Raw genomic sequence first — 18,948 nt, forward strand, 5'->3', positions numbered from 1 at the left:
GAGGGTAATCAGTCGATATTGACCAAAAGAAAATGCAGAAAAGAGGAAATTGAATAGGCGGGTCTAATGTTTAATAAACAAAACAAAGGGTATTTTTAAGCATAAAAAAGGCGTGGACTTAGCCACGCCAATTAAGTTGAATCTAAGTGCTAAAGCTTAGTTTGTCGCTTTGGCAGCCCAGGTATCACGCAAACCTACTGTGCGGTTAAAGACCAGCGCATCAGGGCGGGAGTAGCGGCTATCAGCACAGAAATAACCTTCACGTTCAAACTGATAGGTTTTCTCTGGCACAGCACTCGCCAGGCTTGGCTCAACGAAGCCCTGACGGATAACCAAAGACTCTGGGTTAATCGTCGACAGGAAATCTTCTGCGGCTGCCGGGTTTGGTACACTAAACAAACGGTCGTATAAACGAATTTCCGCAGGCAAGGCATGTTTAACCGAAACCCAGTGAATAACGCCCTTCACTTTACGGCCATCTGCGGGATCTTTATTTAATGTTTCGGCGTCATAGCTGCAATAAAGCGTCGTAACATTACCTTCAGCGTCCTTCTCGACACGTTCAGCTTTAATCACGTAAGCATTGCGCAGGCGCACTTCTTTGCCCAGTACCAAGCGCTTATATTGCTTATTCGCCTCTTCGCGGAAGTCAGCGCGATCAATATAAATCTCGCTATCAAATGGAACCTGACGGGTGCCCATATCCGGATTATTCGGATGATTTGGCATCGTCAACCACTCTTCACCAGCCGCACGGTTTTCGATAATCACTTTGATCGGATCAAGAACCGCCATAGCCCGTGGAGCATTTTCGTTCAGATCATCACGGATACATGACTCCAGTGACATCATTTCAACGTTGTTATCCTGCTTGGTCACACCAATACGGCGGCAGAATTCGCGGATAGAGGCTGCGGTGTAACCACGGCGACGCAAGCCAGAAATAGTCGGCATACGTGGGTCATCCCAGCCCTCTACAACCTTCTCTGTCACCAGTTGGTTCAGCTTGCGCTTAGACATAATGGCGTATTCGAGATTCAGGCGGGAGAACTCATATTGGCGCGGATGGCACTCAATGGAGATATTATCCAGCACCCAATCATACAAGCGGCGGTTATCCTGGAACTCCAACGTACAGAGTGAATGGGTGATCCCTTCAATCGCATCAGAAATGCAATGGGTAAAGTCATACATCGGGTAGATGCACCACTTGTTACCCGACTGGTGGTGTTCAGCAAATTTAATGCGATACAGCACCGGATCACGCATCACAATAAAAGGTGACGCCATGTCGATTTTGGCACGCAGACACGCGGTGCCTTCAGCAAAGCCGCCAGCACGCATTTTTTCAAACAGCGCCAGGTTCTCTTCCACACTGCGGTCACGATACGGGCTATTTTTACCCGGCGCAGTCAGTGTGCCGCGATATTCGCGCATCTGCTCAGCTGTTAACTCATCCACATAGGCCAGACCCTTGTTAATCAGCTCTATTGCGTACTGGTACAGTTGATCAAAATAGTCTGAGGAGTAACGTACATCACCGCTCCAGGTGAAACCTAGCCACTCTACGTCGCGCTTAATAGATTCAACGAATTCGACGTCCTCTTTCACCGGGTTGGTGTCGTCAAAACGCAGATTGCATTGGCCGTTATAATCTTGTGCGATGCCAAAATTCAGGCAAATGGATTTCGCATGACCAATATGCAGGTAGCCGTTTGGCTCCGGCGGGAAGCGGGTATGAACCGACGTGTGTTTGCCGCTGGCTAAATCTTCGTCAATGATCTGACGGATAAAATTACTCGGGCGGGCTTCTGCCTCACTCATTGTTCTATTCCTCAATGCAAACGCAACAAATATAACCGCATATAATCCAACAAGCCCGGCCCGGAAACAACCGTTTGTTACCGCAAACAAAACAAAAAACGGGAAGAGATTGCTCTCTTCCCGCTGCTTTGATGAAAACTTAGGTCAGGTGCTCAGGAGTTCAGCGCCCCGGTGAACTGATTATTTGCCACGAATCTCAAACAATTGGCTTTGACCGGCGACCACAGTGTCACCTGCCAGAAGCGAGATACCGGCGTAATCATCAATATTGCTAACCACAACTGGGCTAATCATTGAGCGCGCATTGGCATTCAGGTAAGCCAGATCCAGCTCCAGCACTGGCTGACCGGCAACCACAGTGGCACCCTCTTCAACCAGGCGGGCAAAGCCCTGACCATTGAGTTTCACCGTATCAATCCCGATATGAACCACAATTTCAGCGCCGGTTTCAGTCTCCAGACAGAAGGCATGGTCAGTATTGAAGATTTTAACGATGGTGCCGTTGGCCGGAGAAACCACCATTTTATCGGTAGGACGGATGGCAACACCCTCACCCACAGCTTTACTGGCGAAGGCTTCATCAGGAACCTGCTCCAATGCCACCACCTCACCGGTAATAGGCGAAACCAAGACTAATGAAGCGGTTTTCGCGCTGTTAATGACCGCCTGAGGCTGGGCCGCAGCAGGTGCAGCAGTGCTGCTTGCCGCAGGAACCGGGCCACCCGCTAACACGGCACGCATGGCTGAAGCAATCAGTTCCGCACGAGTACCGACAATCACTTGCACACTCTGCTTATTCAGACGAATCACACCTGACGCCCCTAAACGCTTCGCCACATTGTCATTAACCAATGCAGAGTCTTTCACGTTCAAACGCAGGCGAGTAATACAGGCGTCGATGCCAGTCAGGTTATCTGAACCACCAATAGCACCGATATAGCGACGAGCCAGGCCATTGATTTCACTTTCGTTAACCGCAGGCGTGTTATTTATATTCACGTCATAACCATCCTCCTCGCTACCCTCAACCGCCAGTTCACGGCCTGGTGTCAGCAAGTTGAATTTCTGGATAGTGAAACGGAACACCACGTAGTAAATGGCGAAGAACACCAAACCTTGTGGGATCAGCATGTACCAGTGTGTCGCCAGCGGGTTACGGGATGAGAGCACCATATCCACCAAACCGGCGCTGAAACCAAAGCCCGCGATCCAATGCATACTCGCAGCGATGAACACGGAGATGCCGGTCAGCACGGCGTGGATGAAGTACAGCACTGGTGCAACGAACATGAAGGAGAACTCAAGTGGTTCAGTGATACCGGTGAAGAAGGCGGCAAACGCCCCCGCCAGCATGATACCTGCCACTTTCGCTCTATTTTCCGGACGTGCGCAGTGATAAATCGCCAATGCCGCACCCGGTAAACCAAACATCATGATTGGGAAGAAACCGGCCTGATAACGACCAGTGATACCCACTACCGCTTTACCGGCGTCGATAGACTGTTGGCCACCCAGGAAGTTAGGAATATCGTTAATACCGGCAACGTCAAACCAGAACACCGAGTTCAGGGCATGATGCAGGCCGACGGGAATCAATAAACGGTTGAAGAAGGCATAGATACCCGCGCCCACAGAACCCATATCTTTGATGTATTCGCCGAAGGTCACCAATGCGTTATAAATCAGCGGCCAAACGTACATCAGGATGAAAGCGACAACAATCATCAAGAAAGAGGTCAGAATCGGAACCAGACGGCGGCCACTGAAGAAGGAGAGCGCTTTTGGTAACTCAACGCTGCTAAAGCGGTTGTACAACTCAGCGGAGATGATACCTACCAGGATACCCACAAACTGGTTGTTGATTTTGCCGAAGGCTGCTGGAACCTGATCAACCGGGATCTTTTGAATCATCGAAACCGCAGCTGGCGAACACAGCGTGGTTAAGACCAGGAAGCCGACAAAGCCGGTCAGTGCAGCAGCACCATCTTTGTCTTTTGACATACCGTAAGCCACACCAATGGCGAACAGCACGGACATGTTGTCGATAATCGCGGCACCGGATTTGATAAATAATGCCGCTAGCGCATTATCACCCCCCCAGCTAACGGGGTCGATCCAATAACCAACACCCATCAATATTGCAGCCGCAGGCAGCGTGGCCACAGGGACCATCAAAGCCCGGCCTACTTTTTGCAAGTAACTAAGAATATTCACTTTTCCCCCTATTCGTCCGATATCGGACCCTTTAAGTAGTTTATTTATTTTTTACTCACTACCTTTTAGAAAAACGCATTGCACACTTTTATTTATTCACCGCATGTATGACTCATTGTGGAGTGTAAAAAAATTATTTCGTAACGCAAATTAAAACCCCCTATTTTGTGATAAATGTCACCAAAAACCAGTGAAAAAGCATCAATACACTAGCCAGGATACAAAACTTATTTTATCATTCGAAAAATGAACAAAGCATTGTACCAGCGCATGAGTCAAAATCTGAGTTACGCTTAGCTGGATGACTCAAACCGCGTAGAGTATAGCCACTATTAGCAATCCTAAGAGGTGCACGATGAGACTTATCCCACTGAAAAACACCACAGAAGTTGGTAAATGGGCAGCACGTCATATAGTTAACCGTATTAATGCGTTCAAACCAACTGCTGAGCGCCCGTTTGTTTTGGGTCTGCCAACCGGTGGTACACCGATGGAAGCTTACAAACACTTGGTCGCGATGCATAAAGCCGGCGAAGTCAGCTTCAAAAATGTTGTTACGTTCAACATGGATGAGTATGTCGGCTTGCCGCAAGAGCACCCGGAAAGCTACTACACCTTTATGCACACTAACTTCTTCGATCATGTTGATATCCCTGCCGAAAACATTAACTTGTTGAATGGTAACGCGCCGGATATCGATGAAGAGTGCCGTCGTTACGAAGCGAAAATTAAGTCTTACGGCAAAATCAACCTGTTTATGGGTGGTGTCGGCGTTGACGGCCATATCGCCTTTAATGAACCCGCCTCCTCTCTGGCTTCCCGCACCCGTATCAAAACCCTGACGCAAGAAACCCGCATCGCTAACTCACGCTTCTTTGGTGGTGATGCAAATCTCGTGCCTAAATATGCACTTACAGTGGGTGTGGGTACATTGCTGGATGCGGAAGAGGTGATGATTCTGGTAACCGGCCACGGTAAAGCTCAAGCGCTACAAGCCGCTGTTGAAGGTAGCATTAACCACATGTGGACCATCAGTTGCCTGCAACTGCATGCCAAGGCCATCATGGTGTGTGACGAACCTTCCACTATGGAATTGAAAGTTAAGACTGTAAAATACTTCCATGAATTGGAAGCTGAAAACATCAAAGATCTTTAATCGTTATCAGGGGGCTAAGATGTACGCTTTAACTCACGGCCGTATTTATACCAGCCATGAAGTATTGGATAATCATGCTGTAGTCGTGGCTGATGGATTGATCGAACGTATCTGTCCTGTCGATGAACTTCCGGCTGGTATTGAGATACGTGATTTGGGTGGTGCCATTCTGGCCCCCGGTTTTATTGATGTTCAGTTGAATGGTTGCGGCGGCGTGCAATTCAATGACTCTCTTGAGGCCATCTCAGAAGAGACGCTGGATATCATGCAGCGCGCTAATGAAAAATCAGGTTGCACCAGCTTCCTGCCAACACTGATTACTTGCAGTGATGAATTTATGAAGCACGGCGTTGATGTCATGCGCTCATACCTGCAAAAAAACCAGCATCAAGCACTGGGCCTGCATCTGGAAGGGCCGTATCTTAACCCGTTGAAGAAAGGCACCCACAATCCGGCGTTTATCCGTAAACCTAGCGCCGAAATGATTGATTATCTCTGTGCCAATGCTGATGTGATTACCAAACTCACTCTGGCACCAGAAATGGTTGATGCAAAATATATTCAACAGCTAACAGAAGCGGGCATTTTAGTTTCTGCGGGTCACTCAAATGCCACCTATAAACAGGCCCGTAAAGGGTTCGCCGCCGGTATCCGCTTTGCGACGCACCTTTATAACGCAATGCCGTACATTACGGGGCGTGAGCCAGGTTTGATCGGGGCAATTTTTGATACGCCTGAGGTTTATACTGGCGTTATCGCGGATGGTCTGCATGTTGATTGGGCCAATATCCGTAGCGCAAAACAGCTGAAAGGTGACAAGCTGGTTCTGGTCACCGATGCCACCGCGCCGGCAGGAGCTGAAATTGATCAATTTATTTTTGCTGGTAAAACAATATACTATCGCGATGGCTTATGTGTGGATGAGAATGGCACACTAAGCGGTTCGGCACTGACGATGATCGAAGCGGTTCGAAATAGTGTTGAGCATGTTGGCATCGCGCTAGATGAAACATTGCGCATGGCGACACTTTATGCGGCCCGCGCCATTGGCGTGGATAAGCAGTTAGGGAGTATTGAAGTCGGCAAAGTAGCCAACCTGACTGCCTTTACCCGCGATTATAAAATCACTAAAACCATCGTTAACGGTAACGAGGTTTTAAAATAAGCGAGTAATTTTATTGATGAGCACCGGCGGACAGTCACAAATTGGTAATGTGGATCTTGTGAAGCAACTCAATGGTGCCGTAGTTTATCGGCTTATTGATCAGCAAGGCCCGATTTCGCGCATTCAGATTGCCGATCTCAGCCAGCTAGCCCCCGCCAGTGTCACCAAAATTACCCGCCAACTGTTGGAGCGCGGGCTGATCAAAGAGGTCGATCAGCAAGCCTCCACCGGTGGTCGTCGCGCTATATCCATCGTCACAGAAAACCGTCAGTTCCATACCATTGCCGTCCGTCTTGGCCGCCATGATGCCACCATTACCCTGTTTGACATGAGCGGCAAGTCACTGGGTGAAGAGCACTATTCGTTGCCCGAACGCACGCAAGAAACACTGGAACATGCACTGTTCAATATCATCAGCCAGTTTATTGAAGCTTATCAGCGCAAATTACGTGAACTGATCGCCATTGCCGTCATCCTCCCTGGGCTAGTCGAGCCAAGCAAAGGCATCGTGCGCTATATGCCCCATATCAGTGTCAGCAACTGGCCGTTAGTCGAAAATCTGCAAAAACGGTTCAATGTCACCAGCTTTGTGGGTCATGACATTCGCAGCCTGGCACTGGCCGAGCACTATTTTGGTGCAACCCGCGACTGCGAAGACTCCATATTGGTTCGCCTGCACCGAGGAACCGGAGCTGGGATTATCGTCAACAGCCAGATCTTCTTAGGCAGCAACGGCAACGTGGGGGAGATCGGCCATATCCAGATAGACCCCCTGGGTGAGCGCTGTTATTGCGGCAACTTTGGTTGTCTGGAAACCGTCGCCTCCAATGCGGCAATTGAAAACCGTGTGCGTCACCTGCTCACACAGGGCTATCCAAGCAAGTTAACACTGGATGATTGTCATATTGGTGCTATTTGCAAAGCGGCTAATCGGGGTGATTTACTGGCCAGTGAAGTGATTGAGCATGTGGGTCGCTATCTGGGCAAAGCCATCTCTATCGCCATCAACCTATTTAATCCGCAAAAAGTCGTGATTGCTGGTGAAATCATCGAAGCCGACAAAATTCTGCTTCCTGCCATTCAGGGCTGTATTAACACGCAAGTGCTGAAAAACTTCCGCCACAATCTACCGATAGTCACCTCGCAACTTGACCATCAATCCGCAATCGGTGCTTTTGCTCTGGCGAAGCGCGCCATGTTGAATGGTGTCTTGTTGCAGCGCTTGTTAGAAAACTAACCCGCTGATAAGGAAGTTGCATGGTCGATCCCCTAATCGGCCATGTTATAGTGACTCATTACCGCGCTAAAAGAGTAAGTTAAACAATGACAATTAAAAGCGTTATATGTGATATCGATGGTGTGTTGCTGCATGACAATAAAGCGATAGCCGGGGCCAATGATTTTTTGGCTCGCGTACAAAATGCCGGAATGCCACTAGTTATCCTAACCAACTACCCATCACAAACCGCACAAGACCTGGCTAACCGTTTTATCACCGCAGGGCTTGATGTGCCGGAAAGTGCGTTTTACACCTCAGCCATGGCCACTGCTGATTTCCTGCGCCGTCAGGATGGTAAAAAAGCCTATGTCGTTGGCGAAGGCGCATTAGTTCACGAATTGTATAAAGCGGGCTTTACCATCACGGACATCAATCCAGATTTTGTGATTGTCGGTGAAACTCGCTCTTATAACTGGGATATGATGCATAAAGCCGCCTATTTTGTCGCCAATGGCGCACGCTTTATTGCCACCAACCCAGATAGCCACGGCCACGGCTTCGCGCCAGCCTGTGGTGCGCTCTGCGCCCCGATTGAGAAGATCTCTGGTCGCAAGCCATTTTATGTTGGTAAACCTAGCCCGTGGATCATCCGCGCCGCACTGAATAAAATGCAAGCGCATTCAGAAAGCACCGTTATTGTGGGTGATAACTTGCGCACTGATATTCTGGCGGGTTTCCAGGCGGGTCTTGAGACGATTTTAGTCCTGTCAGGTGTTTCAACCTTGCCAGATATCGAAGCCATGCCATTCCGCCCGAGTTACGTTTACCCTTCTGTTGCCGAAATCGATATTATCTAATCCCTGCTGGCGGCGATAGCCGCCACGCCCTTTTGCCTCTCACTCCCTTTTTTAGTGCAATGCACCAAAGTTTCTTGCCATTCCTCCCTGTTTTAGCGCATTTTCTTTGTATACACCGCCGCCGTGCCAGCTATTGCGCTAAAACAGTAGCAGAGTAAATTGGCGTGTTTTTTGCATCTATTTAGGACATACAGCTTAATATTATTCGGATGACTGCATCGTCATGGGGCATAGCTTGCATCAATCACAAGCAACTGTGCGCACAACAGTTCCAGCGATGAACGACTCAAATTCAACATCATCACCGCCAAAGCAGAGAAGTTAGGGAGATTATTATGTGTTCTATTTTCGGGGTCCTCGACCTTAAAACCGACCCCATTGAACTGCGCAAAAAAGCGCTGGAAATGTCTCGTTTAATGCGCCACCGTGGACCGGACTGGTCTGGTGTGTGGGCAAATGATAAAGCAATTCTCGCTCACGAACGTCTATCCATTGTTGACGTTAATACCGGCGCCCAACCTCTGCTTAATGAGGCGCGCACCCATATTCTGGCGGTCAACGGTGAGATCTATAACCATCAGGCATTGCGTCAGCAATATGGTGACCGATACGCATTCCAAACTGGCTCAGACTGTGAAGTTATTTTGGCGCTGTATCAGGAGAAAGGGCCTGAATTCCTTGATGATCTGCAAGGTATGTTCGCTTTCGTCTTATACGATACCGAAAAAGACGCTTACCTGATTGGCCGTGACCATCTGGGGATTATCCCGCTATATATGGGCCACGACGAACACGGCAACATGTATGTCGCCTCTGAAATGAAAGCACTGGTTCCAGTTTGCCGCACCATCAAAGAGTTCCCGGCGGGCAGCTATCTGTGGAGCCAGGATGGCGAAATCCGCGAATATTATCATCGCGACTGGTTTGATTTCGATAACGTAAAAAATAATGTTACCGATAAAGTACAACTGGCTAACGCATTAGAGGACGCGGTAAAAAGTCACCTGATGTCTGACGTCCCTTATGGCGTGCTGCTATCTGGTGGCTTGGACTCCTCCGTTATCTCGGCTATCACCAAAAAATTTGCTGCCCGTCGAGTCGAAGATGATGAACGCAGTGAAGCCTGGTGGCCACAACTGCACTCTTTCGCCGTGGGTTTGATTGGCTCACCGGATTTGCGTGCAGCGAAAGAAGTCGCTAACCACTTAGGCACTGTGCACCATGAAATTCATTTCACCGTGCAAGAAGGTCTGGATGCAATTCGTGATGTGATTTATCACATTGAAACCTATGACGTCACCACGATCCGCGCCTCGACACCAATGTATCTGATGTCCCGTAAAATCAAGGCGATGGGCATTAAAATGGTGCTGTCTGGCGAAGGTTCTGACGAAGTATTTGGTGGTTACCTCTATTTCCACAAAGCGCCAAACGCCAAAGAGTTGCATGAAGAGACCGTGCGTAAGTTGCTGGCCCTGCATATGTTTGACTGCGCCCGCGCCAATAAAGCGATGTCCGCCTGGGGCGTTGAAGCCCGAGTGCCCTTCCTGGATAAGAACTTCCTCGATGTTGCGATGCGTATCAACCCGCAGGACAAAATGTGCGGCAATGGCAAAATGGAAAAACATGTCCTGCGTGAATGTTTCGAATCCTATTTGCCACACAGCGTTGCATGGCGTCAGAAAGAGCAATTCTCCGATGGCGTGGGGTATAGCTGGATTGACACATTAAAAGAGAAAGCCGCTGAGCAAGTCACTGATCAACAGATGGAAACTGCTCACTTCCGTTTCCCGTACAACACGCCATCGTCAAAAGAGGGTTATCTGTATCGCGAAATTTTTGAAGAGCTGTTCCCGCTGCCAAGTGCGGCTGAGTGTGTTCCTGGCGGCCCGTCAGTGGCGTGTTCATCAGCTAAAGCTATCGAATGGGATGAATCATTCAAAAATATGGATGACCCATCAGGTCGCGCGGTAGGTGTCCATCAGGACGCTTATAAATAACTGAATTAAATTACGGATAATCAATCTATCCGTCTCAACATTACTGCTAGCAAGGTCGCCTTTGGCGGCCTGAGGTTATTGACAAAGTGCTGGTTGCGGAGAGAACAGCTAGATCGTAAAGACGCCGTAAATCCTTCCCTGGAGGCTCGAGCCGCGCCATCCCTGGCGCGGACGCTTTACTCGTCTACCCGTCCTCTCCATTCCAGATCGCGTCATCGGGGTTTGTCAGCAGTCTGAGGTCGCCTTTGGCGGCCTTGTTTTTTTATGTGGGATAAACCGTCTGCGGTCAAATACTCAGAATCTCGCCAATGACCCCTTTTGCTGGCAAATTCAATAATTAATTACCATTTTCGTTCATTTAATCACCAGACTGTTCACAAGCCAAACAAACGAACCCTTTCAGCCCTTTTTCGGGAAAAAATTAGTTGACGCAATTCGGCCATATACGCATAATGCGCCCCGCAACGCCGATGAAGGTAATGCGAAAAAAGATGGCTACGTAGCTCAGCTGGTTAGAGCACAGCACTCATAATGCTGGGGTCACAGGTTCGATTCCCGTCGTAGCCACCATCTTTTTGCGGGAGTGGCGAAATTGGTAGACGCACTAGATTTAGGTTCTAGCGCCGCAAGGTGTGCGAGTTCAAGTCTCGCCTCCCGCACCATTATTCGTTCATCGGTTTGTCACAGCGGATGGGATATCGCCAAGCGGTAAGGCACCAGGTTTTGATCCTGGCATTCCCAGGTTCGAATCCTGGTATCCCAGCCATCTCTTTTGATGGTGAGTTGTAGACAGCAAGGTTGTGGTGTAACAAAAAGATTTGTATTTCAGTTGGGATATCGCCAAGCGGTAAGGCACCAGGTTTTGATCCTGGCATTCCCAGGTTCGAATCCTGGTATCCCAGCCATACAATTTCTTAAGAATAAAGATTTTAGGATGGCTACGTAGCTCAGCTGGTTAGAGCACAGCACTCATAATGCTGGGGTCACAGGTTCGATTCCCGTCGTAGCCACCATCTTTTGGGGTATCGCCAAGCGGTAAGGCACTGGATTCTGATTCCAGCATTCCGAGGTTCGAATCCTCGTACCCCAGCCAAATTTAGAAAAGCTCGCTTCGGCGGGCTTTTTGCGTTTTAGATTTCCCCCCTTATCCTTGCGGTATAACTGAGCCGGGCCATAGAGCAGTGACCCGCCCCCCGTAATCTTGCGCTCAACGTCAAAAGAGAGAACCAAAATTATTAGGTTGCAGACAAGCCTCAACGACGCTATCCCAAGCGGTGAGCGGTGAAACTTTAACAACCGAAATCAGTCGCCCTACAACCCCAATGCATACTTCAATGCATGTTCCTTCAGTTTGCCCGCGCGTTGAGCCGCCATCAGCGCTAAATTACGTACAAACTTCACTGGCGGTAGATCATTGCTAAAGGCGGTGTAAAACAGATCCATACCACTTTGCATAATCAGATTATCGGTACGTCGGCGGCGCTGGTAACGCAGTAATACCTGTTCACTATGCCAAGGTTCCGCCACTTCACGGGCCTGATTCAACACATTAAGCAGCGCATCAACATCTCGATACCCCAGATTAACCCCCTGCCCGGCTAGCGGATTGATGGTATGGGCGGCATCTCCTAGCAAGGCTAACCCCGGCTGTACATAGTGCTGCGCATGACGACGAACCAGCGGGAAAGAGCCAGCGGCGATCGCCTTAACAGCCCCCAAGCGGGATGGGAAGGCTGCCGCTATCTCCTGATTCAATTGCACCATCGGCATCGCCTGAAGCTGGCGAATACGTTGTGGGCTGTCATACCAGACCAACGATCCCCAGCGATCAAACAGCGGCAGGAAAGCACGAGGGCCAGAGGGGGAGAACTGCTGCCAGGTGGTCTCTTGCTGAGGGGTATCGGTCTCTACCGTAATCAGCATACAGGAGTGGCGATATTGCCAACCACTGGTGCCAATACCCACTAAACGGCGCACCAGAGAGTTGGCACCATCAGCGCCTATCACTAAATGGCCCTGTATCTCTTGCTGTGCATCTAACGTGATTTTCCAGTAGTCATCTACTCTGACCATAGTTTGCAGCCGTGACGGGCACAGCAACGTCAAATTGTGGCACTCTGCCATCTGTTGCCACAGTGCTAACTGCAAAACTCGGTTTTCAACCATAAAACCCAGTTCAGGTAACGAGAGTGATGCTGCATCAAAGATAACTTGCGAGCCAGGCTGCTCCCAGGTCTCCAGCCGACGATAGGGGGCATAGCGCATCTGTTGCACCCTTGACCAGACTCCGAGCTGCTTGAGCAATGCCACCGAGGTACAACCAATGGCGGAAACCCGTAAATCCGGCACGCTATTGGCATCAAACGGAGCCGGTGCCTCATGCTCCAATAGCGCCACTGACCAGCCAGTTTGTGCCAGCCCTAACGCCGCAGCTGCACCTACCATGCCGCCACCGACGACCACAACATCATAATTTGGTTGCGATTTATTCATTTTAGTTGTGCTTTAAAAGTTAAAATCGTACTTGCATAGGCAAGTATTCTGTTTGTCATGAGTGTACCGGATTTTTCACCCTGCATCAGAATAAGTAAGCCGTTATGCGGTGGTCATCGCACCGGCAAATGACTACAATATCCTTTAACGACTGAGCCTTTATGCTAACCACGACTCAATTGCGGGGCACCACTCTCGCTTGCAGACACTGCACAAAATGCCACGCGATGTGATTTTTATGATGAATAATCTAATGACTAAAAAACTGCACATCAAAACCTGGGGCTGCCAGATGAATGAGTATGATTCATCTAAAATGGCTGATTTGCTGGCCAGCACCCATGGTTACCTCTTAACAGAGACTCCCGAAGAGGCCGATTTACTGCTGCTGAATACCTGCTCAATTCGCGAAAAAGCCCAAGAGAAGGTCTTCAGTCTGCTGGGGCACTGGAAATTACTAAAAGAGAAAAATCCCGAACTGATCATTGGTGTTGGCGGTTGTGTAGCGTCACAGGAGGGGGAGCATCTGCGCCAGCGCGCGCCCTGCGTCGATATTATTTTCGGGCCACAAACCCTGCATCGCCTGCCAGAGATGATTAACCACGTCCAGGGTAGCCACAGCTCAGTGGTGGATATCAGCTTCCCTGAAATTGAAAAATTTGACCGCCTGCCAGAGCCTCGCGCCGAAGGCCCGACCGCCTTTGTCTCTATCATGGAGGGCTGTAATAAGTACTGCACTTTCTGCGTGGTGCCATACACCCGTGGCGAGGAGGTCAGCCGCCCAAGTGACGATATTCTTTTTGAAATCGCGCAGTTAGCAGCTCAGGGTGTGCGGGAAGTCAATCTGCTCGGCCAGAATGTGAATGCCTATCGTGGCGCCACCTATGATGGTGATATCTGTAGTTTTGCCGAGCTATTACGCCTGGTTGCTGCCATAGACGGCATTGATCGCGTGCGCTTTACCACCAGCCACCCGATTGAATTTACTGACGATATCATTGATGTTTACCGTGATACCCCAGAGCTAGTGAGCTTCCTGCATCTGCCCGTACAGAGTGGTTCTGACCGTATTTTGACCATGATGAAACGCGCCCATACTGCGCTGGAGTACAAAGCTATCATCCGCAAACTGCGTCAGGCGCGACCCGGCATCCAAATTAGTTCTGATTTTATTATCGGTTTCCCCGGTGAAACTCAGCAAGATTTTGAGCAAACCATGAAACTGGTGGCGGATATCCGTTTTGATACCAGTTACAGCTTTATTTACTCTTCGCGCCCCGGTACACCAGCGGCAGATCTGCCAGATGATGTGTCGGAAGAGGAGAAAAAACAGCGGCTACATATTCTGCAACAGCGCATCACTCAACAGGCGATGGAGATCAGCCGCGAGATGATTGGCACTGTGCAGCGCATTCTGGTGGAAGGCCCCTCCCGTAAAAATGCCATGGAGCTGGCCGGTCGCACTGAAAATAATCGGGTGGTGAATTTTGAGGGGACACCGAGCATGATCGGTCAATTCGTTGATGTAGAAATTATTGACGTTTATGCCAGCTCACTGCGCGGTATCTTGCGGCGTACCGAACAGCAGATGGATCTGCGAGTTCATGAGTCACCGCAATCGGTTATTGCACGCACACGCAAAGAGAATGAGATTGGCGTGGTGCAGTATCAACCCTGATAGTGAACGCCCTGATCCCCAATTATGCGAGTTAACTCGCATCAGTAGGCGCTGCATTGTCAGTGCCTATTTTATTTTGGTGTGAGGCTGCGCAGATTCAGACTTTTTAAGTTGCACCACCCAGCAACCGCTATTTGAATAGGCACGGAAAGCCGCAAACTTGCGTCTGCGTCGTGTACCATGAATAATTCCCAAATGACATGTATGATTGACGTTATATCGATAAATGATATACCCAGAGGAACGCAGTGACTCAGAGAAACAGTTTGCACGTAGTGACACAAGAGATCTTGCTGGAACCCGCCGATAATCAGCGCCTGCTGAGTTTATGCGGCCCTTTTGATGACAACATTAAGCAGTTGGAGCGCCGATTAGGGATCGAAATTAATCGGCGTGATAATCGCTTTAAGTTAGTCGGTAAGAGTATCTGCGTGGTTGCCGCGGCAGATATCCTGCGCCATCTGTATGTTGATACCGCCCCGATTCGGGGGGTTATCCCAGATATCTCGCCAGAAGGTATCCACCTCGCGGTGAAAGAGAGCCGCGTGCTGGAGCAAACCGCCGAAAGTGTGCCGGATTACGGCAAGGCGGTGAATATCCGCACTAAACGTGGGATGGTCAAACCGCGCACACCCAATCAGGCGCAGTACATTGCCAATATTCTCGATCACGATATCACCTTCGGCATTGGCCCAGCCGGTACCGGCAAAACCTATCTGGCGGTTGCCGCAGCGGTCGATGCACTGGAGCGCCAGAATGTGCGGCGTATCTTGCTGACCCGACCGGCAGTTGAAGCGGGCGAAAAGCTGGGCTTCTTACCCGGTGACCTGAGCCAGAAAGTGGACCCTTATCTGCGCCCACTGTATGACGCCCTGTTTGAAATGCTGGGCTTCGAGCGGGTTGAGAAATTGATTGAACGTAACGTAATTGAAGTCGCGCCGCTGGCCTATATGCGGGGTCGTACTCTGAATGATGCATTCATCATTTTAGATGAGAGCCAGAACACCACCATCGAACAGATGAAAATGTTCCTGACCCGTATGGGCTTCAACTCCAAAGCGGTGATTACTGGTGATATCACGCAAACTGACTTACCGCGCCACCAGAAATCGGGCTTAAGCCACGCCATTGAGGTGCTGTCTGGGGTAGAAGAGCTGAGCTTTAACTTCTTCCATAGCGAAGATGTGGTGCGCCACCCAGTGGTCGCACAAGTGGTTATCGCCTATGAAGCCTGGGAAGCTGCGGAACAAAAACGCAAAGATGCCATTGCCGAACAACGTAAGCGGGAAAATCATACCCCGTCTGAGCAGGAGGCTCCGTGAGCCAAGTGATACTCGATTTACAAATTGCCTGCGCCAATAGCCAGGGTTTACCCACAGAAGCCGATTTTCAGCAGTGGCTGGAAGCCGTGCTACCTCAGTTTCAAGAGGTCTCGGAAGTCACCATCCGCCTGGTGGATGAAGCAGAAAGTCATCAGTTGAATCTGACCTATCGTGGCAAAGATAAATCGACCAATGTGCTCTCTTTTCCGTTTGAGGCCCCGCCTGAAATTGAACTGCCACTATTGGGTGATTTAATCATCTGTCGTCAGGTTGTTGAGCAAGAAGCTGTCGAACAAGAGAAAGCACTATTTGCTCATTGGGCGCATATGGTTGTTCACGGCAGTCTCCATCTGCTAGGGTATGACCACATCGTTGACGATGAAGCAGAAGAGATGGAGTCGATTGAGACTGAAATCATGCAGAGCCTGGGTTACCCAGATCCCTATATTTCAGAGAAAGAGTCCGACTAAACCGTCAGCCGCGTGAATTTACCGCGGCTGAAATGATGATCACTTAATATGGGTAAACTTAACTAAAACGCCATGAGCGACGACCACTCACAAAACAATGATAGCCCCAGTCCCAAGAAAGGGTTCTTTACTCTTATCCTTAACCAGTTATTCCACGGTGAACCTAAAAACCGCGGCGATCTGGTAGAGCTTATCCGTGATTCTGAACAGAACGATCTGATCGATCCCGATACCCGAGACATGCTGGAAGGCGTGATGGATATCGCCGAACAGCGCGTACGGGACATCATGATCCCCCGTTCTCAGATGGTCACATTAAAGCGTAATCAAACGCTGGATGAGTGTCTGGATGTGATTATTGAATCTGCTCACTCCCGCTTTCCAGTGATCAGCGAAGACAAAGATCACATCGAAGGTATCCTGATGGCCAAGGACCTGCTGCCGTTTATGCGCACAGATTCTGAGCCATTCAGCATTGATAAAGTCTTACGGCCGGCGATTGTGGTGCCAGAGAGTAAGCGCGTCGATCGGATGCTGAAGGAGTTCCGTTCTCAACGCTATCACATGGCCATTGTCATTGATGAGTTTGGTGGCGTTTCAGGGCTGGTGACCATTGAAGATATTCTTGAGCTGATCGTAGGCGAAATAGAAGATGAGTATGACGATGAAGAGGACAGAGATGTCCGTCAACTCAGCCGGCACACCTATACGATCCGTGCGCTGACCCAAATTGAAGATTTCAATGAAGTGTTTAACACCCATTTCAGTGACGATGAAGTGGACACTATCGGTGGTTTGGTCATGCAAGCGTTTGGCCACTTACCTTCCCGAGGTGAAACCATTGAAATTGAAGGTTACTTATTTAAAGTTGCCATGGCGGATAGCCGACGTATCATTCAGGTTCACGTAAAAATCCCGGATGATGCTCCGCAACCCAAACTGGAAGAATAAATCCTCGATGCCTATTGCTTCATACCTTCAACGCCAGTGGGTTCGCGCCCTACTGGCGCTATTTTTTGGCGCCTGCGGTACGCTGGCCTATTCGCCATTCGATCACTGGCCGGCGGCTATCGTTTCGCTATTTGGCTTACTCAGCCTGACACTGAATCGCAGCACCAAACAAGCCGCACTTATTGGTTTTTGTTGGGGGATGGGGCAGTTCGGCACCGGTATTAACTGGGTGTATGTCAGTATTGCCGAATTTGGCGGTATGCCGACGGCAATCAATATCTTCCTGGTGGTACTACTCGCCGCATATCTGTCGCTCTACACCATGCTATTTGCCGGAGTATTAGCGCGCATCTGCCCAAAAGCGACCTGGTGGCGGTTAGCCATTGCCGCACCGGTAGTGTGGCAACTGACTGAGTTCCTGCGCGGCTGGGTGTTGACCGGCTTCCCGTGGCTACAATTTGGTTATAGCCAGATTAATGGCCCACTACAGGGGATCGCGCCGATTCTCGGTGTTGATGGCATCACATTTATGTTGATGGCAATCAGCGGGTTACTGGTCTATGCCGGCTATCAACGCCGTGTCACTGCTGCGCTGATTGCGCTGGCGCTGCTGTTGCTGCCATGGCCGCTGCGCCAGTTGCACTGGTTCACACCAGAGCCTGAACGCGCGGTTAATATTGCGATGGTGCAGGGTAATATTGCTCAGTCAATGAAATGGGACCCCAAAGTCCTGCTGACCACGCTACAAATTTATCTGGATGAAACCCGCCCGTTTATGGGGAAAGCCCCCATTATCATCTGGCCGGAGTCGGCCATTCCCGATATTGAAACCGATCAAGCCCCCTTCTTGACCATGGTCGATAGCTTGATGCGGGCAAATCACAGCAGCCTGATTACCGGGATTGTTGATGCTCAACGTCGTCCAGAGGGCACGGGTTACCACTTCTTCAACAGTATCATTGTGTTGGGGGGTAAAGAGCCATACCAATATCCAACCCGCAATCGTTATAGCAAACACCACCTGGTTCCCTTTGGTGAGTTTGTGCCGCTGGAGTCCCTGCTGCGCCCATTGGCCCCATTCTTTGATTTACCGATGTCATCATTTAGCCGTGGGGGTTACGTACAACCACAGCTCAATGTCGCCGGATTTAACCTAACGGCCGCCATCTGCTATGAAATCGTGCTGGGCCAGCAAGTAAGGGATAACTTTAACCCTGATACCAACTTCCTGCTGACTATCTCAAATGATGCATGGTTCGGTCACTCTATTGGCCCCTGGCAGCATTTCCAGATGGCACGTATGCGGGCGCTAGAATTGGGCCGCCCTTTGCTGCGCAGCACTAACAATGGTATTACTGCGGCAGTAGGCCCCAGTGGTGAAGTGCTGGCGCAGCTGCCGCAATTCACTCAGCAGGTGCTTGAAGTGAAAGTCACGCCCACGACAGGTATCACACCTTACGCCCGTTTTGGCTCATGGCCGCTGTGGATCATCACACTGGTTCTTGGGGGATTAACCCTCTATCGTGCGCTGCGCTGCCGCGCTGACAAGAAGTGCCAGGCTGATAAAAAATAGCGCCTCGTGCGGGCATGTCATCAACA

At 49.9% G+C, this 18,948-nt stretch carries 13 protein-coding genes and 6 tRNA genes; 16 read left to right on the forward strand and 3 right to left on the reverse strand.

Annotated elements, in window-relative coordinates; translation table 11 throughout:
• Positions 1-156: 156 nt before the first annotated feature.
• Together glnS and nagE are read right to left on the reverse strand one after the other, a co-directional pair.
• A complete protein-coding gene (gene glnS / locus FFE93_RS14895) occupies positions 157-1,824 on the reverse strand; it encodes a glutamine--tRNA ligase (RefSeq protein ID WP_005277148.1) in 1,668 nt (555 codons plus the stop codon).
• 180 nt (positions 1,825-2,004) lie between these two features.
• The gene (gene nagE / locus FFE93_RS14900) at positions 2,005-4,038 is read right to left on the reverse strand and encodes an N-acetylglucosamine-specific PTS transporter subunit IIBC (protein WP_138775390.1); all 2,034 of its coding nucleotides are present in this window, start codon (positions 4,036-4,038) and stop codon (positions 2,005-2,007) included.
• Positions 4,039-4,393: 355 nt separating this feature from the next.
• Between nagE and nagB the strand changes: the two genes are divergently transcribed.
• From nagB to FFE93_RS14955, 11 genes are all read left to right on the forward strand, one after another.
• On the forward strand, positions 4,394-5,194 hold the full coding sequence (gene nagB / locus FFE93_RS14905) for a glucosamine-6-phosphate deaminase (RefSeq protein ID WP_005277154.1): 801 nt from the start codon (positions 4,394-4,396) through the stop codon (positions 5,192-5,194).
• A 19-nt stretch (positions 5,195-5,213) separates the two neighbouring features.
• Complete coding sequence (gene nagA / locus FFE93_RS14910) at positions 5,214-6,359, forward strand: N-acetylglucosamine-6-phosphate deacetylase (RefSeq protein WP_005277157.1); 1,146 nt, start codon at positions 5,214-5,216, stop codon at positions 6,357-6,359.
• Positions 6,360-6,375: 16 nt separating this feature from the next.
• A complete protein-coding gene (locus FFE93_RS14915) occupies positions 6,376-7,596 on the forward strand; it encodes an N-acetylglucosamine repressor (RefSeq protein WP_005277160.1) in 1,221 nt (406 codons plus the stop codon).
• An 86-nt stretch (positions 7,597-7,682) separates the two neighbouring features.
• Positions 7,683-8,435, forward strand: coding sequence for an HAD-IIA family hydrolase (locus FFE93_RS14920; RefSeq protein ID WP_005277163.1), 753 nt, complete (start codon positions 7,683-7,685; stop codon positions 8,433-8,435).
• A 335-nt stretch (positions 8,436-8,770) separates the two neighbouring features.
• The gene (gene asnB / locus FFE93_RS14925; RefSeq protein ID WP_138775391.1) at positions 8,771-10,435 is read left to right on the forward strand and encodes an asparagine synthase B; all 1,665 of its coding nucleotides are present in this window, start codon (positions 8,771-8,773) and stop codon (positions 10,433-10,435) included.
• 493 nt (positions 10,436-10,928) lie between these two features.
• Positions 10,929-11,005, forward strand: a tRNA-Met gene (locus FFE93_RS14930).
• 7 nt (positions 11,006-11,012) lie between these two features.
• Positions 11,013-11,097: transfer RNA gene (locus FFE93_RS14935), tRNA-Leu, on the forward strand.
• A gap of 29 nt (positions 11,098-11,126) precedes the next feature.
• Positions 11,127-11,201: transfer RNA gene (locus FFE93_RS14940), tRNA-Gln, on the forward strand.
• Positions 11,202-11,265: 64 nt separating this feature from the next.
• Positions 11,266-11,340: transfer RNA gene (locus FFE93_RS14945), tRNA-Gln, on the forward strand.
• A 31-nt stretch (positions 11,341-11,371) separates the two neighbouring features.
• Positions 11,372-11,448: transfer RNA gene (locus FFE93_RS14950), tRNA-Met, on the forward strand.
• Between the two features lie 5 nt (positions 11,449-11,453).
• Positions 11,454-11,528 (forward strand) — tRNA-Gln (locus FFE93_RS14955).
• Between the two features lie 218 nt (positions 11,529-11,746).
• Here FFE93_RS14955 and ubiF read toward each other — a convergent pair.
• Positions 11,747-12,928, reverse strand: coding sequence for a 3-demethoxyubiquinol 3-hydroxylase (gene ubiF, locus FFE93_RS14960; RefSeq protein ID WP_005279090.1), 1,182 nt, complete (start codon positions 12,926-12,928; stop codon positions 11,747-11,749).
• 253 nt (positions 12,929-13,181) lie between these two features.
• Here ubiF and miaB point away from each other — a divergent pair, with 253 nt between their 5' ends.
• The 5 genes from miaB (at position 13,182) to lnt (ending at position 18,922) form a co-directional block, all read left to right on the forward strand.
• A complete protein-coding gene (miaB, locus tag FFE93_RS14965; protein WP_032898956.1) occupies positions 13,182-14,606 on the forward strand; it encodes a tRNA (N6-isopentenyl adenosine(37)-C2)-methylthiotransferase MiaB in 1,425 nt (474 codons plus the stop codon).
• Positions 14,607-14,854: 248 nt separating this feature from the next.
• Entirely contained in the window at positions 14,855-15,928 is a 1,074-nt protein-coding gene (locus FFE93_RS14970) for a PhoH family protein (protein ID WP_186367661.1), read from the forward strand.
• Positions 15,925-16,398 carry an rRNA maturation RNase YbeY gene (ybeY, locus tag FFE93_RS14975; RefSeq protein WP_032898946.1) on the forward strand — a complete coding sequence of 158 codons (474 nt, stop codon included), beginning with the start codon at positions 15,925-15,927 and terminating at the stop codon, positions 16,396-16,398. Before FFE93_RS14970 ends, ybeY begins: the two co-directional genes overlap by 4 nt.
• Before the next feature lie 72 nt (positions 16,399-16,470).
• Entirely contained in the window at positions 16,471-17,349 is an 879-nt protein-coding gene (corC, locus tag FFE93_RS14980; protein ID WP_004873307.1) for a CNNM family magnesium/cobalt transport protein CorC, read from the forward strand.
• Between the two features lie 7 nt (positions 17,350-17,356).
• The gene (lnt, locus tag FFE93_RS14985; RefSeq protein ID WP_138775392.1) at positions 17,357-18,922 is read left to right on the forward strand and encodes an apolipoprotein N-acyltransferase; all 1,566 of its coding nucleotides are present in this window, start codon (positions 17,357-17,359) and stop codon (positions 18,920-18,922) included.
• The last annotated feature ends 26 nt before the right edge of the window (positions 18,923-18,948 follow it).

Origin of the sequence: Yersinia sp. KBS0713, from assembly GCF_005937895.2 — a bacterium.
Lineage (GTDB): Bacteria > Pseudomonadota > Gammaproteobacteria > Enterobacterales > Enterobacteriaceae > Yersinia > Yersinia bercovieri.